Here is a 23196-nt window from a genome sequence, read left to right on the forward strand (position 1 = left end):
CGCCTCAATCCTGCCGAAAATGCCCGGTTTTCAGGCCGGTCGCCGCCGAATCCAGAACGAATTCCGCCACGGGGCCCCGTCAAAACCCTTTTTTCAGCGGCCTACTAGAAAACGAAGGGCTCGACGATCCGGCGGCTGCCGAGGGTAAAGGCGTCGGCGGTCAGGACCATGGGGGAGAGGTCGACGTCGGAGGCGCCCTTGCGCACCAGCGCCGCCATGCGGGCGTAGAGCGCCGGGTATTCGCCCATGATGCTGGCCTCGCCCGTCGCCGGGTGGCCGTCGATCTCCAGCAGGTTGCCGCCCAGGCGCAGCGCCAGCTGGCCGGCGTCGGTCTGGAACTCCATGTCCCAGGTCTGCGGGCCCTGCTGGCGGAAGTCGAAATCGGCCGCGATCCCATGCGACAGGTTCAGCCGCGCGGCGATGGGGGCCTGGCGGTTCTGCGGGAAGTCCAGCTCGGCCGCGGTGACATGCACCGGCATCGGCAGGATCTCGGTCAGGATCGACAGCGCGTTGATGCCGGGGTCGAAGACGCCCATGCCGCCGGCCTGAAAGATCCAGTCCTGGCCGGGATGCCATTTGCGCACGTCCTCGCGCCAGGTGATCCGGCCCTCGTGGATCACGCGGCCGGCCAGCCAGGCCTTGGCCGCCGCCACCGCATGGGCCATGCGCGAATGCCAGCTGGCATACAGCGTCACGCCCTGCGCCTGCGCCAGGTCACGCAGGATATGGACTTCGGAGAGCGTCGCGCCGGGCGGCTTTTCCAGCATCAGGTGCCGGCCGGCGCGCAAGACCGCCTGCGCCGCCTGAAAGCGCGGCACGGGCGGCAGGCACAGGCTGACCGCGCCGATATCGGGGCGGGCCTCCAGCATGTCCTCGATGCGCGCAAAACCCTCGACCCCCTCGACCCTTCCATGCCGGCTGACGGTCGCTGCCAGTTCCCAGTCGGGGCTGGCCGCCAGCGCCGGGACGTGCTGGTCCAGCGCGATCTTGCCGATGCCGACGAGCGCGATCCGCATCAGTGGCTGTCCTTTCCGACCGGGTTGCCGCGGCAGCCGCGCAGGAAATCCAGGTCCGCGCCGGTATCCGCGCCCATGACATGCTGCTGGTGCAGCCAGGCATAGCCGCTGGCGGGCTGGTCGGGCAGCGGCCGCCATTCGGCCAGCCGCGCCGCCAGTTCCGCGTCCGAAATGTCCAGGTGCAGCCGGCGGTTCGGCACGTCGAGCGCGATCATGTCGCCGTCGCGCACCACGGCCAGCGGCCCGCCCGCCGCCGCCTCGGGCGAGGTGTGCAGGACCACGGTGCCATAGGCGGTGCCCGACATGCGCGCATCGGACACCCGCACCATGTCGGTGATGCCCTTGCGCAGCACCTTGGGCGGCAGGCCCATGTTGCCGACCTCGGCCATGCCGGGATAGCCCCTGGGCCCGCAGTTCTTCAGCACCATGACGCAGGTCTCGTCGATGTCCAGCGCCTCGTCCCCGATCCTGGCCTTGTAGTCGTCGATGTCCTCGAAGACGACCGCCCGGCCGCGATGCACCATCAGGTGCGGGCTGGCGGCCGAGGGCTTCAGCACCGCCCCGTTCGGCGCCAGGTTGCCGCGCAGCACGGCGATGCCGCCCTGGTCGGTCAGCGGCCGGTCGGCGGGCAGGATCACCTCCTCGTTCCAGTTCACCACCTCCTTGACCTCGTCCCAGATCGTGGCGCCGCTGACGGTCAGCGCGTCCTTGTGAAGCTGCCCGGCCTCGCCCAGCCGCTTGATGACCACCGGCAGGCCGCCGGCATGGAAGAACTCCTCCATCAGGTATTTCCCCGAGGGCATCAGGTTCACGATGGTCTTGACGTCGCGCCCCAGCCGGTCCCAGTCCGCCAGCGTCACATCGACCCCGACCCGGCCGGCCAGCGCCAGCAGATGCACCACTGCGTTGGTCGAGCCGCCGATGGCGCCATTGGTGCGGATCGCGTTCTCGAAGGCCTGCTTGGTCAGGATGTCGCTGGGCTTCAGGTCGTCCTTGACCATCTGCACGATGCGCCGGCCCGACAGCTGCGCCATGGTGCGGCGGCGCGAATCCACCGCCGGGATCGCGGCATTGCCCGACAGCGCCATCCCCAGCGCCTCGGCCATGCTGGCCATGGTCGAGGCGGTGCCCATGGTGTTGCAGGTCCCGGATGAGCGCGACATGCTCGCCTCGGCCTCGAGGAACTCGGCCTGGGTCATCTCGCCGGCCTTCACCGCCTCGGAAAACTTCCACAGATGCGTGCCCGAGCCGATGCGCTCGCCCCGGAACCAGCCGTTCAGCATCGGCCCGCCGGTGACGACGATCGAGGGAATGTCGGTCGAGGCCGCCGCCATCAGCAGGCTGGGCGTGGTCTTGTCGCAGCCCACCAGCAGCACCGCCCCGTCGATGGGCTGGCCGCGGATCGTCTCTTCGATGGCCAGCGCCGCGAGGTTGCGAAACATCATCGCGGTCGGGCGGAAGGTGTTCTCGCTGGCCGAGAACACCGGCACCTCGACCGGAAAGCCGCCGGCCTCCCACACGCCCGCCTTCACCTTTTCCGCCAGTTCGCGCAGGTGGCCGTTGCAGGGCGTCAGGTCCGACCAGGTGTTCAGGATGCCGATCACCGGGCGGCCGTCGAACAGGTCATGCGGATAGCCCTGGTTCTTCATCCAGCCGCGGTGATAGATCGTGTCGCGCGAATTGCCGCCATACCAATGCTGCGAGCGCAGCTTGCGCGGCCATGGGGCGGGGGTAAAGGACGGGGTGCTGGACGACATGGGCGACCTCTAGAGAGTGGCGACGGCGACCGGCGCCGCATCGTTGGGCAGCTGGACCAGCGGGTTGCGCAGCGGCAGGCCGAGCGCGGGGGCCTCGATCTGGAACACGTCGCCCGGCCGGGCATGGACGCCGTCGGCAAAGGACAGCGTCGCCGTGCCGAAGAAATGCACATGCACGTCGCCCGGCTGGCGGAACAGCGCATATTTGAAATGATGGTGTTCCAGGTTGGCGATGCTGTGGCTCATGTTCGCCTCGCCCGACAGGAAGGGCCTTTCCCAAAGCACCGCCCCGTCGCGCAGGATGCGGCTGCTGCCCTCGACATGCTGCGGCAGCGCGCCCAGCAGCATCTCGGGGCCGAAGCTGGCCGGGCGCAGCTTGGAATGGGCGAGCCAGAGGTAGTTGCCCCGTTCGGTCACATGGTCCGAGAACTCGTTGCCAAGCGCAAAGCCCAGGCGAAAGGGCGTGCCGTCGGGGCCGATGAGGTAGAGCCCGGCGATCTCGGGCTCTTCGCCCGCGTCGAGCGCGAAGGCGGGCGAGGCAAGCGGCGCGCCCGGCGCCACGGCGGCATGGCCGTTGCCCTTGTAGAACCATTCGGGCTGCACACCCGCCTCGCCCGGACGCGGCTTGCCGCCCTCGAGCCCCATGCGGAACATCTTCATGCTGTCGGTCAGCTCGCCCGCATCGGGTGCGCCATGCATCGCATCCCGCGTCGCGGCCGAGCCCAGATGCGTCAGCCCGGTGCCGGTCAGGTGCAGATGCGCGGGGTCGGGATGGTCGACGGGCGGCAGCACCCGCCCCTCGGCCAGGGCCTGGGCCAGGTCGACCGGCGCGCCGCGGCCGCGGCGCGCAGCCTCCTCGGCCAGCCCGCGGCCGGCAGCGATGGCGGCCTGCGCCAGGTCGCGGGTGCTCTCGGCCCCCGGAACCAGATGCGCGGCATCGCCTTCGCGCAAGGCAACCCCGCGCCCGCCACCCGGCAAAAGCAATTGCGACAGAAACATGGCATGGTCCCCCGCGCAGATCGGCCAGGCGGCGCCGCGCAGCCTGGCGGTTGCGCTTGATCTAGCCATGAAACGACATAATGGTAAAATTACATCGCCTGCAGTCTGCATATCGGAATCGTCATGTCATTACCCCCTGCCCGCCTGATGCTGAAGCCCGCGCAATTGCGGCTGATCCAGCAGATCGCCGAAACCGGCCAGCTGCAGCTGGCGGCCGAGCGGGTCGGCATGACCCAGCCTGCCGCATCGCGCATGCTGGCCGAGATCGAGAACCAGGTCGGCGCGCAGCTGTTCCTGCGCCAGCCCAAGGGCATGGAGCCGACCGAGATCGGCCGCGCCGTGCTGCGCCGCGCCCGCGTCATCCTGCGCGAGATGTTCAGCATGGCCTCGGAGGTGCAGGCGCTGCGCGAGGGCTTCGGCGGCGCGCTGCGGGTGGGGGCGGTGACGGGGCCGGCGGTCAGCTACCTGGTCTCGGCCATCCGCGAGATCAAGCAGGGCGCGCCGGATGCCGACATCACCGTGGACGTCATGCCCTCGCGCGAGTTGCTGCTGCACCTGGCGGCCGGAGAGATGGATTTCGTCCTGGCCCGCATCCTGCCGGAATTCGACAGCCAGGATTTCAACATCCTGCCGATGCGGGACGAGAAGGTGGCCTTCCTCGTGCGGTCGAGCCACCCGCTGGGCCGCGCCGCCCCGGTCACGCTGACCGAACTGGCCGGGCAGGAATGGATCATGCAGCAGCGCGGCGCGCCGATCCGCGAGGCGGCGCTGGCGGCCTTTGCCGATGTCGGCCTGTCCGAGCCGAAGAACATCGTCAACAGCCCCTCGCTGCTGCTGACCATCGCCTATCTGGCGCAAAGCGACGCGGTGGCGCCGATGTCCGAGGAGGTGGCGGAGCTGCTGATCCGGCCGCCGGTCGGGGCGGGCTTCGCCATGCTGCAGGTGCCGCATGAGATCCGCGTCTCGCCCTATTACCTCCTGGACCTGAAGCGCCGGCCGCTGTCGCCCTTGGCGCTGCGGCTGCGCGAGAAGCTGGTGGCGCTGTCGAAAAGCCCGGTGCGGGACGCATTCGGCTGAACCGGCGACAGCGCGCGCCGTCGCATGGGTATTTGGGGAACGAAGAAGTCCGGCGCAGCGTCTGCGGGCGGCGCCGGGATGTCGTCAGGCGTTTTGCAGGCCGCGCTCTTCCCGGCTTTGCAGGACGGCCTTGTCGGTCTGGCCGAGGATCTGCGAGGTGACCGTGCCTGCCGTCATCGAGCCCGAGACGTTGAGCGCCGTGCGCCCCATGTCGATCAGCGGCTCGACCGAGATCAGCAGCGCCACCAGCGTCACCGGCAGGCCCATGGCCGGCAGCACGATCAGCGCCGCCATGGTGGCGCCGCCGCCCACGCCCGCGACCCCGGCCGAGGACAGCGTGACGATGGCCAGCAGCGTCATGATCCAGGCCGGGTCCAGCGGGTTGATGCCGACCGTCGGCGCCACCATCACCGCCAGCATCGCCGGATAGAGCCCGGCGCAGCCGTTCTGGCCGATGGTCGCCCCGAAGGAGGCCGAGAAGGACGCGATGGTCTGCGGCACGCCCAGCCGGCGGGTCTGGATCTCGACATTGAGGGGGATGGTCGCGGCGCTGGAGCGGCTGGAGAAGGCGAAGGTCAGCGCCGGGACGATCTTGCGAAAGAAGGTCAGCGGGTTCACCCCGGTCAGCGTCAGCAGCACGGCATGCACCCCGAACATGATCGCGAGGCCCAGGTAGGAGGCGACGACGAACTTGCCCAGGTTCAGGATGTCGGCCGCGTTCGAGGTCGCCGCCATCTTGGTCATCAGCGCCATGACGCCATAGGGGGTCAGCACCATGATCAGCCGCACCAGCTGGCCGATCCAGGCCTGCAGGATGTCGATCAGGTTCAGCAGGCTGCGGCCCTTTTCGGGATCGCGGCGCAGCAGGCGGATGGCGGCGACGCCGAGGAAGGCGGCAAAGACCACCACCGCGATGATCGAGGTCGGGTTCGCCCCGGTCAGCTCGGCAAAGGGGTTCCTGGGGATGAAGGACAACAGCAGCTGCGGCACCGTCAGGTCGGCGACGCGCGGGGCATAGGTGGTCTCGAGCGCGGTCAGCCGGGCGGTCTCGGCCGCGCCCTGGGCCAGGCCCTCGGCGGTGAGGCCGAAGGCCAGCGACATGACCACGCCGACGAAGGCCGCGATCGCGGTGGTGCCAAGCAGCGTGCCCAGGGTCAGCACCGAGATCCGGCCGAGCGCCGAGGCGTCGTGCAGCCGCGCCACCGCGCTGAGGATCGCCGCGAAGACCAGCGGCATCACCACCATCTGCAACAGCTGCACATAGCCGTTGCCCACCACGTTGATCCAGTCGATCGTAGTTTGCAGCGCCGGCGCGCCGGTGCCATGGACGAGTTGCAGCCCGATCCCGAACAGCGTGCCCAGGACAAGGGCGATGAAGACCCGCACCGACAGCGTCAGCTGCCCGCCCTGCAGGCGGACCAGCACGACGATCAGCGCGGCAAAGATCACAAGGTTGATGAGGACGGATGCCATCGCGCGTCTCCGGCAATTTCAGATTGACCCATCAAGCCACAATGCACGTCCGGCGTATAGCCCATCGGCCGCGCGGCTCCGCGGTCCTTGGCCGATAAAGCCAGGCGGCCGCGCGCCGCAAGGCCCTTTGGCCGCGGTTCGGGCGGTTATTTTCCACGAAATATTGAAACAGCATTCGGATATTCGAGATTATTTTCGCTGCGCCGCCGCGATACCCTTTGCGAAACCGATCCCTGCGGCCGCTTGGGATCGCGCCGCCGGCGCCGGGTCCAATCGCAACAGCAAGGCAGGCCATGCACAAGCTTCTGGCGATCCTGTTCGCATTCGTCCTGGGCGCCTCCAGCCCCTTGCCCGTCCAGGCACAGACCATGCCAGAGACCGCCCTGTTCACCGCCGCGGCCGATGGCGATGCCGCGGCCATCCGCGCGCTTCTGGCCCGCGGCGTGCCCGTGGACCCGCGCGACGCCAAGGGGCGCACGCCCTTGCTGGTGGCGACCCATGCCAACCGGGTCGAGGCGGCGCGGGCTCTGGTCGAGGCCGGCGCCGACGTGAACGCCAGGGATGCCATCGAGGACAGCCCCTATCTTTATGCCGGGGCGCGCGGGCATCTGGAGATCCTGGAGCTGACGCTGGCCCATGGCGCCGACCTGGCCAGCACCAACCGCTTCGGCGGCACGGCGCTGATCCCGGCGGCCGAGCGCGGCCATGTCGAGACCGTCCGCCGGCTGATCCAGGCCGGAGTCGAGGTCGATCACGTCAACCGGCTGGGCTGGACCGCGCTGCTGGAGGCGATCATCCTGGGCGATGGCGGCCCGCGCCAGCAGCAGGTCGTCGACCTGCTGGTCGCGGCCGGGGCCGATGTGAACCTGCCCGATGGCGAGGGGGTCTCGGCGCTGGCCCATGCCCGCCGCATGGGCTTCGACGCGATCGCGGCCCGGCTGGTTGCCGCCGGCGCAAGATGAGGGGAAAGGCGATGACCGACAAGGCGAGGCACTATCTGGAACAGGCGGTGATGCTGGCGCATCGCAACGCGCAGGCGGGCGGGCGGCCCTTTGGCGCGGTGGTGGTGCGGGGCGGCGAGGTGCTGGCCACCGGCGTCAACGAAACCGTCGCCACCCACGACCCGACCGCCCATGCCGAGCTGGTGGCGCTGCGCGCTGCCGCGCTGCGGCTGGGCTCGCCCGATCTTGCCGGCTGCGCGGTCTATGCCAGCGGCCAGCCCTGCCCGATGTGCCTGGCCGCCATGCGGCTGGCGGGCGTCGCCGATGTGCATTACGCCTATTCGAACCAGGACGGCGCGCCCTATGGCCTGTCCACGGCCGCGCTCTACGAAGAGATGGCAAGGCCCCTGGAACAGCAATCCATCGCCATTCGCTACCTGCCCGTGCGGCCCCAGGGCGCGGGCGACCTATATGCAGGCTGGAAGGCACGGCAGGACCAGGCGTGACGAACCGGCAGCCGCTGATGCTGGCCGTGGTGGCCCTGGTCGGGCTGGCGCTGCGGCCCTTCCTGACCGGGGTCGGCCCGTTGGCGGCGCCGATCTCGGCCGAGACCGGCCTGACCATGCAGGGCCTTTCGGCGCTGACGCTGCTGCCGATCCTGCTGATGGGGGCGGGTGCCTTCCTGGGGCCGGAGATCCAGGCGCGGCTGGGGGCGAAACGCGCCGCCGTGCTGGCGCTGCTGGTGCTGGGCCTGGGCTCGGGCCTGCGGCTGTGGGCGCATTCGGCGCTGGACATGCTGGGCTCGGCCGTGCTGCTGGGCGCGGGCGCGGCGGTGGTTCAGGCGGTGTTCCCCACCATCATCAAGCGCGAATTCCCGCGCGGCATCAACCTGGCCATGGGGCTTTACGCCGCGATGATGATGGGCGGCGGCGCCTTTGGCGCGCAGGCCGCACCGCTGATCGCCGCCTGGTCGGGCAGCTGGCGGCTGGCGCTTGGCTGGCTGGCGCTGCCCGCCGCGCTGACCGCGCTGCTGGTGGCGCTGGCCCTGCCGCCCGAGGCGCGCGCGCCGCAGGGCAGCCGGCAGGGGTTGTGGCACTGGCTGCGCCTGCCGCGGGTCTGGCTGCTGATGGCCTGTTTCGGGCTGATCAACGGCGGCTATTCCTCGTCCGTCGCCTGGCTTGCGCCTGCGTTCCAGGATCTGGGCTGGTCGGCGGGTGCCAGCGGCGGGCTGCTGGCGGTGCTGGCGGTGGGACAGGCGGTCTCGGCGCTGGCGACGCCGGTCCTGGCCAGCCGCGGCAGCGACCGGCGGCCCTGGCTGGGGATCTGCCTGGCCATGCAGGCGCTCGGCTTCGCCATGCTGGTCCTGCGCCCCGAGGCCGCGCCCTATCCCATTGCCTTCCTGCTGGGCGCCGGGCTTGGCGGCTGCTTTTCGCTGATGATGATCGTGGCGCTGGACCACCTGCCCGATCCCGCCCAGGCCGGGGCGCTGGCGGCGCTGATGCAGGGCGGAGGCTTCCTGCTGGCCGCGATCCCGCCCTGGATCCTGGCGCTGCTGCACGACCTGACCGGCAGCTTCACCCTCGGCTGGGCGCTGCATCTGGCGGCCGTGCTTGCGGTCTGCGCGCTGGCGCTGCGCCTGTCGCCGGCCAGCTACCGCGGCGCCCTGCACCGGCCCGGCCCGCAGCACAGCGGCGGCGCGCCGGCCGAGTGAACGATTTTCGACAAGGAGGAGGAGAAACCATGCTGACCATCACCCGACTGGACCAGGCCGATGCCCGCCTGCTGATCGCCGGCGCCGAGGCCCATGCCCGCGAGATCGGCGTGCCCATGTGCATCGCCGTCACCGACGAAAGCGGCCAGCTCCTGGCCTTTTGCCGCATGGACGGCGGCAAGGTCACGTCGGCGACCATCGCCATCGACAAGGCCTTCACCGCCGCCGCCGCGCGCAAGGCCACGCATGAATACGGCGCCGCCAGCCAGCCGGGCGCCCCGGCCTGGGGCATCTCCTCGGCCATCGGCGGGCGGCTGATGGTGGTGGGCGGCGGCCTGCCGGTCGATCACGACGGCCAGACCGTCGGCGGCATCGGCGTATCCTCGGGAACGCCCGCGCAGGACCAGGCGGTGGCGCAGGCCGGCATCGACCATTGGCGGGCGCATCGCGCCTGACCGCACCCCTTCCGGCCGGTTGCACTTGCGCCCGGCCCCGCAAAAGGCTAGCAGCGCGGGCTTTGCGGACAGGGGCACGGGGATGCTGGACGACAGGCTTGCCATCGATTTCGGAACCTCGAACTCGGCCGCCGCGATCCTGCACGACGGCCGGCCCCGGCGCATCGCCATCGAGCCGGGGGCCGAGACCCTGCCGACCGCCGTCTTCTTCCCGGCGCAGGGCGGCGCCATGCGCATCGGCGCGGCGGCGGCCGAGGCGCTGGTCCAGGGCGCCGAGGGCCGCTACATGCGGGCGCTGAAAAGCGTGCTCGGGACGGCGCTTTTCCACGAATCGCGGCTGATCGCCGGCAAGCGCCGCACGCTTTGCGACATCGTCGCCGCCTTCCTCGCCGCCCTGCGCGAGCGGGCCGAGGCGGCGGCGGGCCGGCGCTTTCGCCGCGCGCTTTCCGGCCGGCCGGTGCATTTCCATTCGAACGACCCCGCCCGCGACGCCCAGGCCGAGGCGGACCTGCGCGGCTGCTACCTGGCGGCCGGCTTCGACGAGGTCGCCTTCCTGCCCGAGCCCGAGGCGGCGGCGCTGGCCAGCCATGGCTTGGGCCGCGCGGGCGAGATCGGGCTGATCGTCGACATCGGCGGCGGCACCTCGGATTTCTCGGTCTTTCGCAGCAGCGGCGCGGGGGTGCAGATCCTTGCCAATCACGGCATCCGGCTGGGGGGCACGGATTTCGACCAGCAGGTCTCGCTCTGCCATGCCATGCCGGCCCTGGGCCACGGCGGGCAGCTGCGCCGCGCCATGGGGCCGGGGCTGCTGCCGGTGCCGAATGCGATCTATGTCGACCTAGCGACCTGGGCCAGGATCCCCTTTCTCTACGTGCCCGAGACGCGGCGCATGGCCGCCGGGATGGCGCGCATGGCGGTGGACCGCAAGGCGATGGACCGGCTGGTCGCGGTGCTGGACGAGGAGTTGGGCCATGAGCTGGCCTTTGCCGTCGAGCGCGGCAAGATCGCCGCCAATGCCGGCGAGGGCGCGCGCATCGCCATGGGCTTCGTCGAGCCAGGGCTGGCGCCGGAAATCTCGCCCGCCTCGCTGGAGGCGGCGCTGTCGGATTGCCGCGGGGATCTCGCGCAAGCCGCGGCCGAAACGCTGCGGCTGGCCGGCATCGCGCCCGGACAGGTGGGCAGCGTGATCCTGGTCGGCGGCTCCAGCCTGATGGGCTTCGTCGCCGCCGAGGCGCTGCGGCTTTGCCCCGGCGCGCAGCTGCGGCGCGCGGGGGCGTTCACCGCGGTGGTGGACGGGCTGGCGCTGGCGACGGCGGCCTAGCGCTTGCCGGGCTTCGGCCCGGCGCGAAAGGGCCTGTCGCCGCCCTTGCCCGACCCGCCGGCCGCAGGCTTGTGCGACTTGAAGCCGGCGGCGCGCCGGGGACGCGCCTCGGCGCCGTCGCCACGCGCGGGACGGTCGTGGCGCGCCGCGCCGCCATGTGTCTTGAAGCCCGCCGATTTCCCCTCCGCACGCGGAGCGGTTTTCGGCGCGGCCTTGTGCGCCTGCTTCTTCTCGGCGCTCCAGCGGGCCTTGCGCGGGGCTTCAGCCGCCGCTTCCGGCGCGGCGTCGCGGTCGGGCACGGCACGGGGGGCGGGCTTTACCTGCTCCGGGTCCAGCAGCGCCGGACGCCGGGCCGGCTTGGGCTTCGGCTCGGACCTGGGCCCATCTTCCGACCACGCGGGGCGCGCGGGCTGGCCGCGATGCGGCTTCCTGTCCCGCAGGGGCGCGTCGGATGTTTCTCCGTTCTCCAAATACCCATGCCGGCCGGGCCGCCTGTCGCGCACGGGGCCGGTCTCGAAAACCGGCTCGCCCTCGATCCGGCGCATGGTCAGGCCCGGCTCCAGCTCCACCCGCTCGCCGAAATTCGGCGCGGCGGGCGCGGCGATCTGCACGAAGGTCTGGTCGGTCTTGACCCGGATCGCGCCGATCGCGTCGCGGGTGATGCCGCCCGCCTCGCAGATCTTGGGCAAAAGCCAGCGCGCCTCGGCCCGGCCGGAATGGCCGACCGAAAGCAGGAACCAGACTGCCGGCCCGAACTCGCCCCGCTCGCGCGGCGCGGCAGGCGCGGGTGCCACGTTTTCCGACAGTTCCTCGGGCGCCGGGCGCCCCTCGCGCCACAGCCGCACGAAGGCCGAGGCGACACGCTCGGCACCGAAACGGTCGAGCAGCGCCGCGGCCAATCCCGCCTCGTCGCCCGGCGCCTCGGCCAGGGCGGGATGGTCCAGCATCCGCGCGTCGTCGCGGGCCTGCACCTCGTCGGCCGAGGGGGCCTTGCCCCATTCCGCGACCAGCTTGGCGCGCTGGAGCAGGCGCTGCGCCCGCTTGTATTCCGCCGCCGGCACGATCAGCACCGAGGTGCCCTTGGCCCCAGCCCGGCCGGTGCGGCCGGAACGGTGCAGCAGCGTGTCGGGATTGGTCGGCAGGTCGGCATGGATCACCAGCTCCAGCCCCGGCAGGTCGATGCCGCGCGCCGCCACGTCGGTGGCGATGCAGACCCGCGCCCGGCCGTCGCGCAGCGCTTGCAGGGCGTGGCTGCGTTCCTGCTGGGACAGCTCGCCCGACAGCGCCACCACCTTGAAGCCGCGATTGCCCATGCGCGCCAGCAGGTGGTTCACGTTGGCGCGGGTCTTGCAGAAGATGATCGCCCGGCTGGCCTCGTAGAAGCGCAGGGTGTTGAAGATGGCATGCTCGCGGTCGCGGGTCGTCACCGACAGGGCGCGATAGTCGATGTCGCCGTGCTGGCGCGCCTCGCCCATGGCCTGGATGCGCAGCGCGTCGCGCTGGAAGTCGCGGGCCAGCGCCTCGATGGCCGGGGGCACGGTGGCCGAGAACATCAGCGTGCGCCGTTCCTCGGGCGCGCTGCCCAGGATGAACTCCAGATCCTCGCGGAAACCCAGGTCCAACATCTCGTCCGCCTCGTCCAGCACGCAGGCGCGCAGGGCGGTCAGGTCCAGCGAGCCGCGCTCGATATGGTCGCGCAAGCGGCCGGGGGTGCCGACGACGATATGGGCGCCGCGCTCCAGCGCCCGGCGCTCGGTGCGATAGTCCATGCCGCCGACGCAGGTGGCGATGCGCGCGCCCGCCTGTTCGTAAAGCCAGCCCAGCTCGCGCGCCACCTGCAAGGCCAGCTCGCGCGTGGGCGCGATGGCCAGCGCCAGCGGCTGCTCTGCGTCGGGCAGGGTGTCGCCCGCAAGGATGTCGCCGGCCATGGCCAGGCCGAAGGCCACGGTCTTGCCCGAGCCGGTCTGGGCCGAGACCAGCACGTCGCGACCCCGCGCCTCGGGCGCGAGCGCCGCTTCCTGCACCGAGGTCAGGCTGGCATAGCCCTTGGCCGCCAGCGCCGCGGCCAAGGGCGCGGCAATATCATGTTCGTTCATCTTCTTCGCCAGAAAGGGGATGCGGGGGCGCATCCGGTGAAAGGCACCATCCCCTTTGCGGCCGGGCCCTCCCATGGCCCGCCGGCCCGGAATGCGGAGCCAAGCCGCCCGCCTATCCTGTCCCGGCCCGCAAGTCAAAGCGAAACTAGGGCCGCATCAGCTGATCCTCGGTCCAGCCGAGCCGCGCCATGTCCTCGGCCCGCGCCGCCGCATCGTCGCCGACGATGAATTCGTCCAGCTGCGGCGGGACCACGCCGGCCTGCGACAGCAGGCCATGCACCTGCCCGCGATGATGGGTCTGGTGCTGGAACAGATGCGACAGCAGGTCGTCGCAGCGGTCGTGCTGCATGCGCGAGCCGCGATCCACCGGCACGATTTCCGCCAGGGTGTCGGGCGTCAGCGCCGCGACCAGCGCCAGCAGGCGGTCGTCCTCGTGCGCCTGCCATTCGGCCAGCCGCGCAAGGTCCGGGCAGTCCCCCGCCTCGGCCAGCGCGGCCTTGTCCAGCGGCCGGCCCGCCAGCGCATCGATATAGAAGCGGTCGACCAGCAGGACATGGTTCAGCGTGGCGCGGATCGAGCCGAAGAAGGACGGGCGCGGCGCCTCGTATCCGCCGGGCGGCAGGGCGGCGCAGGCGCGATGCAGCCGGGCATTGGCCAGCCGGTTCATCTGCGCCAGCTTGCGCAGCATGCGCAGCATCTCGGTCATCGGGCACCTCCGGTCGCGATGATGCCGCGCGGCCCCCGCCGGGTCGAGCCCTCAGCGCGCCGGCCCGGCCGGATCGTGGCCCAGGCTGCGGCGGATCTCGGCCAGGAACAGCTGCAGCGCCGGCACCGGGTCGCGGTGGTGATAGACGATATAGACCTCGGAAACCGGCGGGTCGGGCCGGATCGGCAGGAAGGTCAGCGGCCCCGCCGTCAGCCTGGCGATGCCCGCCGGCACGATGCTGACCCCGAAGCCCGCCACGATCAGGCTGGGGACCGACTGCGCGTCCACCACCTGCTGCGAGACCCGCGGCCGATAGCCCGAGGCGACGATGCAGGCCATGACATAGGCCGCGAAATCGGAACTGTCGGGGCGCAGCACGACATGCTGGTCCTCGCGCAGGTCGTCGATCGAGACGCAGGTGCGCCCGGCCAGCCGGTGGTCGCTGCGCACCAGCGCCACCATCTCTTCGCGCCAGCCGTATTCATAGGCCAGTTCCTCGTCGCGCGGCACCGAGCGGTTGAAGCTGACGTCGGTGCGCCGGCTCAGCACCTCGGTCAGCTGCGCGGCCGGGGTCTGTTCGTGGACGCGCAGGGTGATTCGCGGGTGCAGCCGGGCGAAATGCGCCAGCAACTCGGCCAGGCCGCCGCGCAGGATCGAGCCGGTTGCCCCGATTTCCAGCAATCCGTCCTGGCCCTGCTGGATTTCACGGATCTCCTGCAGGCTGCGTTCATACTGGTCCAGCATGTTGCGCGCCCTGGGCAGGAACAGCGCGCCCGCCCGCGTCAGCGCCACCTTGCGGCTGGTACGGCTGATGAGTTCGGCGCCGACCTCGCGCTCAAGTGTCTGGATTTGCGTGCTCAGCGGCGGCTGCGACATGTTCAGCCGCCGGGCGGCGCGGGTGAAGTTCAGCTCTTCGGCCAGGACGACGAAGCAGCGAAGCTGGCGCATTCTCATATCGTCACCCTATGGATTAACGGTAAATCGATATTAGACACGGATGTGCCCTTGGCCAACACTCTTCGGCATGAGGGGACCGGCCGCGGCCATGCGCCCGATGCGCGAGGAGATGCATCGGGCGCATCGCGGCCCCCCTTCCGTCACAGGGAGGAACAGAAAACACATGCCGAATTGGTCCAGGTCCTTGTTTGGACAGGTTTGCGTGGCGCTGGTGCTGGGGATCGTCGCCGGCTTCTTCGCGCCCGAATTCGCCGCCAAGATGAAGCCGCTGGGAGACGGGTTCATCAAGCTCATCAAGATGCTGATCCCCGTCATCGTGTTCTGCGTCGTCGTGCATGGCATCGCCGGCGCGGGCGACCTGAAAAAGGTCGGCAAGGTCGGCGTCCGCGCCATCGTCTATTTCGAGATCATCACCACCATCGCCCTGGCCCTGGGCATCGCGGTCGCCTATCTGTTCGGCCCCGGCCACGGCATGAACATCGACGTGAGCCAGCTCGACGCCTCGGCGCTGTCGGCCTATGTGGACCGCGCGCATGAAGTCAGCAGCGGCGGCACCGTCGAGTTCCTGATGAAGCTGATCCCGACCACGATGATCAGCGGCTTCGCCCAGGGCGACATCCTGCAGGTTCTGCTGGTCGCGATCCTGTTCGGCTGCGCCCTGTCGCTGGTGGGCGAGCGCGGCAAGCCGCTTTTGCACATGATCGAGCTGACCGGGGACGTCACCTTCAAGATCATGTATTTCATCGTCCGGCTGGCGCCCCTGGGCGTGTTCGGCGCCATCGCCTTCACCGTCGGGCAATACGGCATCGGCTCGCTGGCGCAGCTGGGCTACCTGGTCGGGCTGTTCTATGTCACCATCGCCATCTTCGTCTTCGTGATCCTGGGCTTCGTGCTGCGGCTGGCGGGCTTCAGCATCTTCAAGCTGCTGCGCTACCTGCGCACCGAGGTCGGCATCGTCGCCGGCACCGCCAGCAGCGACGCCGTGCTGCCGCAGACCATGCGCAAGCTGGAACACCTGGGCATCAAGGACTCGACCGTGGGGCTGGTGGTGCCGACGGGCTATTCCTTCAACCTCGACGCCTTCTCGATCTACCTGACGCTGGCGGCGGTCTTCATCGCCCAGGCCACCAACACGCCGCTGTCCACCACCGACCTTCTGGCCATCCTGGGCGTGGCGCTGGTGACGTCCAAGGGCGCGCATGGGGTGCCGGGCTCGGCCATCGTGATCCTGGCCGCGACACTGGCCGCGATCCCGGCCATCCCCGCCATCGGGCTGGTGCTGGTGCTGTCGGTCGACTGGTTCATGGGCATCGCCCGCGCCTTGGGGAACTACCTGGGCAATTGCGTCGCCACCGTGGTCGTCGCCTCCTGGGTGGGGGACATCGACCGCGACCGCGCCCGCCGCATCCTCGAGGGCGAGGACGTGCCGACGCTGGACGTGCTGGACGAGGACGCGCCGATGTCGCAGCCCCAGCATGGCTGACGAAGTCGCCTCGCGGGGCTGAACGGGGCCCGCGCGACCGGCCCCGCCAGCCTCCGAGAAGACGGCCTGCGCCTTCCCTCCCGATGGCGCAGGCCATTTCGCGTTAGGGGAGGCCGGCGGCGAAGCCCTCATCCGTCAGGATCTCGTCCGTCAGGATCTCGTCCGTCAGGATCCCGATCAGCGCCTGCTGCGCCCGCGTGCGATAGCGCTGCGGATTGGTCAGCAGCGAGAACGGCCGCTCTGCCCCCGGCAGCGGCAGGGTGCGGATCCAGCCGGCGGCGGCGGGCCGCGCCACCGCGCGTTGCGACAGCGCGGCAAGGCATTGGCTGGCGGCCACCGCGTTCAGCACCGCCTCGTTCGAGGGCAGTTCCAGCGCCAGGGGCAGCCCGGCCACGGAAAGCCCCTGCCCGGCCATCCAGGTCTCGAACTCGGACCGGGTGCCCGAGCCCGGCTCGCGCAGGATCCAGTTCTGCGCCGCCAGCCCGGCCAGGGGCACGGCGTCGCGCCCGGCCCAGGGGTGATCGGTCGCCATGACCAGCACCAGCCGGTCGCGCGCCACCACCTGCCGGTGCAGATCGCCATGCGCCACCGCGCCCTCGACCAGCCCCAGGTCGGCGCCGCCCTCCTGCACCGCATCGGCGACCTGGGTGGTGTTGCTGACGGTCAGCCGCAGCTCGATCCCCGGATGCATCTCGCGCAGCGCGACCAGCCGCGGCGGCAGCCAGTAGCTGGCGACGGTCTGGCTGGCATGGACCCGCAGCCGCCCGCGCGGCTCGCGCGCCAGATCCTCCAGCACCATCTCGGCCGTCTCGGCGCGGTCCAGCACCGCGCGCGCCTCGGCCATGAAGGCTTCGCCGGTCTCGGTCAGCACGATGCGCCGCCCCACCCGGTCGAAGAAGCGCACGCCATGCCGCGCCTCCAGCGCCGAGACGGCAGCGCTGACCGCCGATTGCGTCAGGTTCAGCGCCTCGGCCGCGCGGGTGACATGCTGCCGCTCGGCCACGGCAAGGAAGATGCGGAGCTGTTCCAGCGTCATGGCCAACTGATAAGCAAAATCGAACGATATGGCAAATATAATGCGATGGATTGAACGTGTATCCGGGACCATGTTCCGCCTTGCAAGCAAGGAAGCGCCATCATGTCCTCGACCGAGCAGAACCAGCAAACATCTTCCGCGATCACGGCCTGGCTTTCCGCCACGCTGCCGGGGCTGGGGCTGACCTTCGGCATCGCGGTCCTGGCGACGGCGGTGCAGCGCTTCTCGGGCATCCCGGCGCTCAGCCCGCTGGTGGTGGCCATGGTGCTGGGCATGGCGCTGCGCAACCTGGCCGGCACGCCCGAGGCGGCGCGGCCGGGCATCGGCTTTTCGCTGCGCCGCGTCTTGCGTTTCGCCATCGTGCTGCTGGGCTTCCAGCTAACGCTGGAGCAGTTGCGCGCCGTGGGCCTGGCGGGGGTGGCGGTGATCGCGGTGGTGCTGGCCGCGACCTTCGTCTTCACCAAATGGGCCGGGCGGGCGCTGGGGGTCGAGGCGCGGCTGGCCGAGCTGATCGCGGCCGGCACCTCGGTCTGCGGCGCCTCGGCGGTGATCGCGACGAACACGGTCACGCGCGGAACGGACGAGGACGTGGCCTATGCCATCGCCTGCGTGACGGTCTTCGGCTCGCTCTCGATGATCGCCATGCCGCTGCTGGGCGAGATGATGGCGATGGGGCCTTCGCATTACGGCATCTGGGTCGGTGCAACCGTGCATGAGGTGGCGCAGGTCGTCGGCGCCGGCTTCCAGCATGGCGCCGAGGCCGGGCAGGCCGCGACCGTGGCCAAGCTGAGCCGGGTGATGCTGCTGGCGCCGCTGATCCTGGTGCTGGGCGCGCTGGCGCGGCGCGGCGGCAAGGCCGCGCATGGCTCGGCGCCGACGCCCTGGTTCGTGCTGGGCTTCATCGCCGTCGTGCTGCTGAACAGCGCCCTGCCCCTGCCCGAGGCGCTGCATGCCGAGGTGGTCGGCCTGACCGCCTTTCTGCTGACCATGGCGCTGGCGGCGATGGGGCTCGAAACCGACATCCGCAAGCTGCGCGCCAAGGGCGTCCGGCCGCTGGCGCTTGGCGCGCTGGCCTGGCTGTTCATCTCGACCCTGGGCCTGGGGCTGGTCGCGCTGCTGTGACCGCGCGGCATTGAGCCGCCCCGCCGCGATGCCTAGATTGGGCGCGATCCGCCAAAGGACCGCGCCCATGGCCCTAAAGCCCGCCGACCCCCGTCCGATGACCCGGCGCGAGACCGAGGTCCACCGCTTCGTCCGCGCCCGCTATGGCCCGCGCGGCACGCTGGCGCTGCATCGCCACGCGCTCGGCCTCGACCTGCTGCGTGCGCCGGTGAACGTCATGCTGTCGCCGCTGTTCCTGCTGGTGCGGCTGGCCGCGCCGCTTCTGCGCCGGATCGGGCTGCGGCGCGCCGGCGACTGGCTGTCGCGCCGGCAGATCTTCCTGAAATCCGACGTGGCGCAAAGGATCGAGGCCGATCTGGCCCATTTCATCGACGACCTGGCCGAAAAGGGGCTGGCGCCCCAGGCCGCGCCGCAAAGCGTCGCCCGCGCCGTCTCGGACTATGCCGAGACCCGCAATGCGGTCTCCGAGATCACCACCTCGGTCCTGGTGCTGGGCTCGGGGCTCTTGCTGTTCCACCGCGCCACGCCGGGGGTGATCTCGCTGGCCGGGCCGGTCGCGCATCTGCGGGCGCAGGCACAGGCGGTCGAGGATTTCGCGCTGGGAAGCTGGGCCGGCCGCATGTGGTATGGCGCCTTCCCGCGAGAGCTTTCCAGCGTGGATCTGCTGCTGACCGGGGTGGTGCTGGCCATGCTCGCCTCGGTCCTGACGACCTTTGCCGGGCTGGTCGCCGATCCGGTCCAGCTTTGGACCGGCATCCACAAGCGCCGGGTGCTGCGGCTGCTGCGCCGGCTCGACCGGGCCGAGGACGGGCCGGGGCTGGGGCGCGAACATGTGCTGGCCCGACTGGGCGACCTGTCGGATGCGGCGCTGAGCCTGTGGCGCAGCTTCAAGGGCTAGGCCAAAGCACGGTTTCGTCGATCCCGGCCAGGTCGCAGCGTCCGGTCAGGGCCATGGCGACCTCCAGCTCGGCGCGCAGGATGGTCAGCATATGCGCGACTCCCGCCGCGCCGCCCACGGCCAGGGCGTGGATCTGCGGCCGCCCGACCAGCACCGCCGATGCCCCCAGCGCCAGGGCCTTCAGCGCATCGGTGCCGCGACGGATGCCGCCGTCGCACAGCACCGGAATGCGCCCGGCGACCTGGCGGGCGACGACCGCCAGAGCCTCGGCCGTCGCCGGCAGCGTGTCCAGCGCCCGCCCGCCGTGGTTCGAGACGATCACCCCGTCCACCCCAGCCGCGACCGCACGCTCGGCATCATGCGCCGACATGATGCCCTTGAGCAGCAGCGGCAACCGGGTCTGCGACTTCCGCCGCGCTCTTTGATCTGGCGCGCGGTCACGACGGTGACGGTCCGTGGCGTGTCGAGCAGCGGCGCGGTGATCTTGTCCGAGGCGCTTTCGGTGGTCTTGTAGCGGGTCTCGGCCTCGCTGCCCTGCTGGCGGCGGATGACCGCCGTGTCCAGCGTCACGGTGTCCTGCGCCTGGGCGGGGCCGCCGACCCCCGCGGAAATGGCAAGGACCGGAAGCAGGCCCAGGGTCGGCAGCAATTGCGCGGCAGACCCCGAGGCTGGCGGTTTGGGATGGGTTTTGTTCATGGGTTATCCCGGCACAAAGATGCATCCCCTTCCACCGGCAGGCAGAGACGACATGAAGTGTTGACTTATCAATGGCTTGCGCTCTGGCGCGCCGGAACGGGAACGGGAACGGGAACGGGAACGGGAACGGGAACGGGAACGGGAACGGAGCCCCGGTTCACGCGCGCGCGATCCACGCAAGAGGGCGAATTGTCGCGCTTTGTCAAACGACGCGACGTCATTCCATGCCATGTCCCCGCGCCTGTTGCCATAATCCAACAGCCGCGCAGGTGCGGCGGCCCGTGGCCGCAGCCTGCCCACCACCATGGCCCGGCGGCAAATCGAGCCCTTGGCGCGATCCGGGAACCCACCAGATATTCCGGGCACAGCCCGGCCATCCACTAAATATGGATTGACCCGGCCCGTGACCCGTGGCTAACTGCCGGGGTCATGGTTGCCCTGGGGCCGACTCGGGGATGAAAAGGGAAGCCGGTGAAAAGCCGGCACTGCCCCCGCAGCTGTAAGCGGCGAGCGACGCTGGAATGCCACTGGGGCCAAGGCTCCGGGAAGGCCGGCTAAGCCGAGACCCGCAAGTCAGAAGACCTGCCATGGCGCGAAAGGACGAAACCGTGCGGCGGGCGCGGGGCTGGAACAGGGTCCGGTGGCACGCCCATCGGCCCGGCCCCCTCTTGCCGACAGAACAGAAGGAGCCGAGCCATGTCCATCACCGTTTACTCCAAGCCCGCCTGCGTGCAATGCACCGCCACCACGCGGGCGCTCGACGCGCGCGGCCTGGCCTATCAGCTGATCGACCTGACCGAGGACGACGCGGCGATGGAACTGGTCGTCTCGCTGGGCTATCGCCAGGCCCCGGTGGTCGTCGCCGGCGATGCGCATTGGGCGGGCTTCCGGCCCGACATGATCGGCCGGCTGTCCTGACCGGCGCCATGGGCGGGCTGGTCTATTATTCCTCGGCCTCGGGGAACACCGCGCGCTTCGTGGCGCGGCTGGGGCTGGCGGCCGGGCGCATCCCGGTCTCGCCGTGCGATCCGCTGCCCGAGGCGGCAACGCCCTATGTGCTGATCTGCCCGACCTATGCCGACGGGACCGGCCGGGGCGCGGTGCCCAAGCAGGTGATCCGCTTCCTGAACGATCCCGCCCGCCGCGCCGGCCTGCGCGGCGTCATCGCCGCCGGCAACCGCAATTTCGGGGCGACCTATGCCTTGGCCGGCCGGGTGATTTCTGACAAGTGCAACGTCCCCGTGCTGTATCGATTCGAGCTGGCGGGGACTGATCTGGATATTTCCCGCGTCCGTGCGGGGCTTGAGAAATTCTGGGGGACGGAATGCTTGACGATGGCGTAAAGGCCGAGCTGGACTATCACGCGCTGAACGCGATGCTGAACCTTTACGACGGCGAGGGCCGCATCCGCTTCGACGCGGATCGCAAGGCCGCGCGGCAGTATTTCCTGCAGCATGTCAACCAGAACACCGTCTTCTTCCACTCGCTGGACGAGAAGCTGGGCTACCTGGTGGACGAAGGCTATTACGAGGCCGAAGTCCTGGACCAGTATCCGCGCGCCTTCCTGCACCGGATCTGGGACGCGGCCTATGCGCGCAAGTTCCGCTTTCCGACCTTCCTGGGCGCCTTCAAGTATTATACCAGCTACACGCTGAAGACCCGCGACGGGCGGCGCTATCTGGAACGCTACGAGGACCGGGTGGTCATGGTCGCGCTGGCCTTGGCGCGCGGCGACGAGGATCTCGCCATGCGCTTCATGGAGGAAATCCTGTCGGGCCGGTTCCAGCCCGCGACGCCGACCTTCCTGAACGCCGGCAAGAAATCGCGCGGCGAACTGATCTCGTGCTTCCTGCTGCGGCTGGAGGACAACATGGAAAGCATCGGCCGCGGCATCAATTCGGCGCTGCAGCTTTCCAAGCGCGGCGGCGGCGTCGCCCTGATGCTGACCAACCTGCGCGAGGCCGGGGCGCCGATCAAGGGGATCGAGAACCAGTCCTCGGGCGTCATCCCGGTGATGAAACTGCTGGAGGACAGCTTTTCCTATGCCAACCAGCTGGGCGCGCGGCAAGGCGCGGGGGCGGTCTACCTGAACGCGCATCACCCCGACATCCTGCGCTTCCTGGACACCAAGCGCGAGAATGCCGACGAGAAGATCCGCATCAAGACGCTGTCGCTCGGGGTGGTGATCCCGGACGTGACCTTCGAACTGGCCAAGAAGAACGAGGACATGTACCTGTTCTCGCCCCATGACGTGGAAAAGGTCTATGGCATGGCCTTCTCGGAGATTTCCGTCACCGAGAAATACGCCGAGATGGTGGACGACAAGCGCATCCGCAAGAAAAAGATCAACGCCCGCGCCTTCTTCCAGACCCTGGCCGAGATCCAGTTCGAAAGCGGCTATCCCTATATCATGTTCGAGGACACGGTGAACCGCGCCAACCCGGTCGCCGGCCGCATCAGCATGTCGAACCTGTGCAGCGAGATCCTGCAGGTCAACGAGGCCAGCACCTTCGACGAGGATCTGAGCTATCGCCACCTCGGCACGGATATTTCCTGCAACCTCGGCTCGCTCAACATCGCCGCGACCATGGACGGGCCGGATTTCGGCGCCACGGTCGAGGCGGCGATCCGCGCGCTGACCGCGGTGTCGGAAATGTCGGCGATCGAGGCCGTGCCCTCGATCCGGCGCGGCAACGACGAGGCCCATGCCGTGGGGCTGGGCCAGATGAACCTGCACGGGTTCCTGGCGCGCGAGCGCATCCATTACGGCAGCCCCGAGGGGATCGAGTTCACCTCGGTCTATTTCGCCGCCGTCGCCTATCACGCCATCCGCGCCTCGAACCTGTTGGCGCAGGAAAAGGGGCGCAGCTTCAAGGATTTCGAGACGTCGAAATATGCCGACGGCACATTCTTCGACAAATACGTGACGCGCGACTGGCTGCCGACGCTGCCCGATGTCGCGCGGGTGTTCGAGGGTGTCGCGCTGCCCACGCGCGAGGACTGGGCCGCGCTGCGGGACGCGGTGATGCGGCATGGGCTTTACAACCGCAACCTGCAGGCGGTGCCGCCCACCGGCTCGATCAGCTATATCAACAACTCGACCAGCTCGATCCACCCGATCGTCGCCAAGATCGAGATCCGCAAGGAAGGCAAGATCGGCCGGGTCTATTACCCCGCCGCCTTCATGTCGAACGAGAACCTGGACTATTACCGCGACGCCTACGAGATCGGCCCCGAGGCGATCATCGACACCTATGCGGCGGCGACCGAACATGTCGACCAGGGCCTGTCGCTGACGCTGTTCTTCCCGGCCGAGGCCACGACGCGCGACATCAACCGCGCCCAGATCCATGCCTGGAAGAAGGGCATCAAGACGATCTATTACATCCGGCTGCGCCAGACCGCGCTGGAGGGCACCGAGGTGCAGGGCTGCGTTTCCTGCACGCTTTGAG

At 69.9% G+C, this 23196-nt stretch carries 20 protein-coding genes, 1 pseudogene and 1 riboswitch; of the genes and pseudogenes, 12 read left to right on the top strand and 9 right to left on the bottom strand.

The features are described from left to right. Positions 1-104: 104 nt before the first annotated feature. From E3U25_RS07965 to araD1, 3 genes are read right to left on the bottom strand one after another with little or no spacing between them, the layout of a single operon-like run. The gene (locus tag E3U25_RS07965) at positions 105-1016 is read right to left on the bottom strand and encodes a Gfo/Idh/MocA family protein (protein WP_116220707.1); all 912 of its coding nucleotides are present in this window, start codon (positions 1014-1016) and stop codon (positions 105-107) included. Continuing rightward, the gene (gene araD, locus E3U25_RS07970; protein WP_116220706.1) at positions 1016-2773 is read right to left on the bottom strand and encodes an L-arabinonate dehydratase; all 1758 of its coding nucleotides are present in this window, start codon (positions 2771-2773) and stop codon (positions 1016-1018) included. The genes E3U25_RS07965 and araD overlap by 1 nt, the downstream gene beginning before the upstream one ends. Positions 2774-2782: 9 nt before the next feature. Continuing rightward, positions 2783-3772 (bottom strand): AraD1 family protein, encoded by a 990-nt coding sequence (araD1, locus tag E3U25_RS07975; protein WP_116220705.1) that lies wholly within the window; start codon positions 3770-3772, stop codon positions 2783-2785. Between the two features lie 123 nt (positions 3773-3895). On the opposite strand from araD1, the gene E3U25_RS07980 reads away from it, so the two are divergent. Beyond that, the gene (locus E3U25_RS07980; RefSeq protein WP_036759231.1) at positions 3896-4849 is read left to right on the top strand and encodes a LysR family transcriptional regulator; all 954 of its coding nucleotides are present in this window, start codon (positions 3896-3898) and stop codon (positions 4847-4849) included. 84 nt (positions 4850-4933) lie between these two features. Here the strand turns inward: E3U25_RS07980 and E3U25_RS07985 are convergent, their stop codons facing one another. Continuing rightward, complete coding sequence (locus tag E3U25_RS07985) at positions 4934-6322, bottom strand: L-cystine transporter (protein ID WP_072463756.1); 1389 nt, start codon at positions 6320-6322, stop codon at positions 4934-4936. Positions 6323-6615: 293 nt separating this feature from the next. Here E3U25_RS07985 and E3U25_RS07990 point away from each other — a divergent pair, with 293 nt between their 5' ends. The 5 genes from E3U25_RS07990 (at position 6616) to E3U25_RS08010 (ending at position 10750) form a co-directional block, all read left to right on the top strand. Continuing rightward, on the top strand, positions 6616-7284 hold the full coding sequence (locus E3U25_RS07990) for an ankyrin repeat domain-containing protein (RefSeq protein WP_116220704.1): 669 nt from the start codon (positions 6616-6618) through the stop codon (positions 7282-7284). An 11-nt stretch (positions 7285-7295) separates the two neighbouring features. Next, complete coding sequence (locus E3U25_RS07995; RefSeq protein WP_116220703.1) at positions 7296-7769, top strand: nucleoside deaminase; 474 nt, start codon at positions 7296-7298, stop codon at positions 7767-7769. Between the two features lie 17 nt (positions 7770-7786). After that, positions 7787-8974, top strand: a complete 1188-nt coding sequence (locus E3U25_RS08000) for an MFS transporter (RefSeq protein WP_116221669.1) — start codon at positions 7787-7789, stop codon at positions 8972-8974. A gap of 29 nt (positions 8975-9003) precedes the next feature. Beyond that, entirely contained in the window at positions 9004-9429 is a 426-nt protein-coding gene (locus E3U25_RS08005) for a GlcG/HbpS family heme-binding protein (RefSeq protein WP_072463759.1), read from the top strand. 82 nt (positions 9430-9511) lie between these two features. After that, positions 9512-10750, top strand: a complete 1239-nt coding sequence (locus E3U25_RS08010; RefSeq protein WP_116220702.1) for an Hsp70 family protein — start codon at positions 9512-9514, stop codon at positions 10748-10750. On the opposite strand, the gene E3U25_RS08015 is transcribed toward E3U25_RS08010, so the two are convergent. From E3U25_RS08015 to E3U25_RS08025, 3 genes are all read right to left on the bottom strand, one after another. Beyond that, positions 10747-12846, bottom strand: a complete 2100-nt coding sequence (locus E3U25_RS08015) for a DEAD/DEAH box helicase (protein ID WP_116221668.1) — start codon at positions 12844-12846, stop codon at positions 10747-10749. The genes E3U25_RS08010 and E3U25_RS08015 overlap by 4 nt on opposite strands. A gap of 145 nt (positions 12847-12991) precedes the next feature. Further along, positions 12992-13552 carry a DinB family protein gene (locus E3U25_RS08020; protein ID WP_116220701.1) on the bottom strand — a complete coding sequence of 187 codons (561 nt, stop codon included), beginning with the start codon at positions 13550-13552 and terminating at the stop codon, positions 12992-12994. 51 nt (positions 13553-13603) lie between these two features. Beyond that, positions 13604-14500: a LysR family transcriptional regulator gene (locus E3U25_RS08025; protein WP_052096186.1), complete on the bottom strand. Its 897-nt coding sequence runs from the start codon at positions 14498-14500 to the stop codon at positions 13604-13606. 172 nt (positions 14501-14672) lie between these two features. Here E3U25_RS08025 and E3U25_RS08030 point away from each other — a divergent pair, with 172 nt between their 5' ends. Continuing rightward, entirely contained in the window at positions 14673-15992 is a 1320-nt protein-coding gene (locus E3U25_RS08030; protein ID WP_036759250.1) for a C4-dicarboxylate transporter DctA, read from the top strand. Between the two features lie 103 nt (positions 15993-16095). On the opposite strand, the gene E3U25_RS08035 is transcribed toward E3U25_RS08030, so the two are convergent. Further along, positions 16096-17028: a LysR family transcriptional regulator gene (locus E3U25_RS08035; RefSeq protein ID WP_116220700.1), complete on the bottom strand. Its 933-nt coding sequence runs from the start codon at positions 17026-17028 to the stop codon at positions 16096-16098. A gap of 102 nt (positions 17029-17130) precedes the next feature. Between E3U25_RS08035 and E3U25_RS08040 the strand changes: the two genes are divergently transcribed. Continuing rightward, positions 17131-18150: a YeiH family protein gene (locus E3U25_RS08040; protein ID WP_116220699.1), complete on the top strand. Its 1020-nt coding sequence runs from the start codon at positions 17131-17133 to the stop codon at positions 18148-18150. 67 nt (positions 18151-18217) lie between these two features. Further along, on the top strand, positions 18218-19048 hold the full coding sequence (locus tag E3U25_RS08045) for a DUF6635 family protein (RefSeq protein ID WP_116220698.1): 831 nt from the start codon (positions 18218-18220) through the stop codon (positions 19046-19048). Here the strand turns inward: E3U25_RS08045 and E3U25_RS25025 are convergent. Beyond that, a pseudogene (locus E3U25_RS25025) lies at positions 19038-19487 on the bottom strand (alpha-hydroxy acid oxidase); the annotation flags it as partial. The gene E3U25_RS08045 and the pseudogene E3U25_RS25025 sit on opposite strands and share 11 nt — an antisense overlap. A gap of 670 nt (positions 19488-20157) precedes the next feature. Then, positions 20158-20348: riboswitch (cobalamin riboswitch) on the top strand. 92 nt (positions 20349-20440) lie between these two features. On the opposite strand from E3U25_RS25025, the gene nrdH reads away from it, so the two are divergent. The 3 genes from nrdH to nrdE are packed head-to-tail and all read left to right on the top strand — an operon-like array spanning position 20441 to position 23195. Beyond that, positions 20441-20662: a glutaredoxin-like protein NrdH gene (gene nrdH, locus E3U25_RS08055; RefSeq protein ID WP_036759261.1), complete on the top strand. Its 222-nt coding sequence runs from the start codon at positions 20441-20443 to the stop codon at positions 20660-20662. Positions 20663-20670: 8 nt separating this feature from the next. Beyond that, positions 20671-21087, top strand: coding sequence for a class Ib ribonucleoside-diphosphate reductase assembly flavoprotein NrdI (nrdI, locus tag E3U25_RS08060; protein WP_116220696.1), 417 nt, complete (start codon positions 20671-20673; stop codon positions 21085-21087). Next, the gene (gene nrdE, locus E3U25_RS08065) at positions 21069-23195 is read left to right on the top strand and encodes a class 1b ribonucleoside-diphosphate reductase subunit alpha (RefSeq protein ID WP_036759266.1); all 2127 of its coding nucleotides are present in this window, start codon (positions 21069-21071) and stop codon (positions 23193-23195) included. Before nrdI ends, nrdE begins: the two co-directional genes overlap by 19 nt. The last annotated feature ends 1 nt before the right edge of the window (position 23196 follow it).

It is taken from the genome of Paracoccus versutus, from assembly GCF_029909795.1.
In the GTDB taxonomy this organism is placed as follows: Bacteria; Pseudomonadota; Alphaproteobacteria; order Rhodobacterales; family Rhodobacteraceae; genus Paracoccus; species Paracoccus versutus.

Coding starts and splice junctions, on each gene's coding strand:
- E3U25_RS08035 (WP_116220700.1), bottom strand. CDS start 17,028: ATGACGCTGGAACAGCTCCGCATCTTCCTTGCCGTGGCCGAGCGGCAG.
- E3U25_RS07995 (WP_116220703.1), top strand. CDS start 7,296: ATGACCGACAAGGCGAGGCACTATCTGGAACAGGCGGTGATGCTGGCG.
- E3U25_RS08025 (WP_052096186.1), bottom strand. CDS start 14,500: ATGCGCCAGCTTCGCTGCTTCGTCGTCCTGGCCGAAGAGCTGAACTTC.
- E3U25_RS07965 (WP_116220707.1), bottom strand. CDS start 1,016: ATGCGGATCGCGCTCGTCGGCATCGGCAAGATCGCGCTGGACCAGCAC.
- E3U25_RS08005 (WP_072463759.1), top strand. CDS start 9,004: ATGCTGACCATCACCCGACTGGACCAGGCCGATGCCCGCCTGCTGATC.
- nrdI (WP_116220696.1), top strand. CDS start 20,671: ATGGGCGGGCTGGTCTATTATTCCTCGGCCTCGGGGAACACCGCGCGC.
- E3U25_RS07980 (WP_036759231.1), top strand. CDS start 3,896: ATGTCATTACCCCCTGCCCGCCTGATGCTGAAGCCCGCGCAATTGCGG.
- araD (WP_116220706.1), bottom strand. CDS start 2,773: ATGTCGTCCAGCACCCCGTCCTTTACCCCCGCCCCATGGCCGCGCAAG.
- E3U25_RS08040 (WP_116220699.1), top strand. CDS start 17,131: ATGTCCTCGACCGAGCAGAACCAGCAAACATCTTCCGCGATCACGGCC.
- E3U25_RS08045 (WP_116220698.1), top strand. CDS start 18,218: ATGGCCCTAAAGCCCGCCGACCCCCGTCCGATGACCCGGCGCGAGACC.
- E3U25_RS07990 (WP_116220704.1), top strand. CDS start 6,616: ATGCACAAGCTTCTGGCGATCCTGTTCGCATTCGTCCTGGGCGCCTCC.
- E3U25_RS08000 (WP_116221669.1), top strand. CDS start 7,787: ATGCTGGCCGTGGTGGCCCTGGTCGGGCTGGCGCTGCGGCCCTTCCTG.
- E3U25_RS08020 (WP_116220701.1), bottom strand. CDS start 13,552: ATGACCGAGATGCTGCGCATGCTGCGCAAGCTGGCGCAGATGAACCGG.
- E3U25_RS08010 (WP_116220702.1), top strand. CDS start 9,512: ATGCTGGACGACAGGCTTGCCATCGATTTCGGAACCTCGAACTCGGCC.
- nrdH (WP_036759261.1), top strand. CDS start 20,441: ATGTCCATCACCGTTTACTCCAAGCCCGCCTGCGTGCAATGCACCGCC.
- E3U25_RS07985 (WP_072463756.1), bottom strand. CDS start 6,322: ATGGCATCCGTCCTCATCAACCTTGTGATCTTTGCCGCGCTGATCGTC.
- E3U25_RS08015 (WP_116221668.1), bottom strand. CDS start 12,846: ATGAACGAACATGATATTGCCGCGCCCTTGGCCGCGGCGCTGGCGGCC.
- araD1 (WP_116220705.1), bottom strand. CDS start 3,772: ATGTTTCTGTCGCAATTGCTTTTGCCGGGTGGCGGGCGCGGGGTTGCC.
- nrdE (WP_036759266.1), top strand. CDS start 21,069: ATGCTTGACGATGGCGTAAAGGCCGAGCTGGACTATCACGCGCTGAAC.
- E3U25_RS08030 (WP_036759250.1), top strand. CDS start 14,673: ATGCCGAATTGGTCCAGGTCCTTGTTTGGACAGGTTTGCGTGGCGCTG.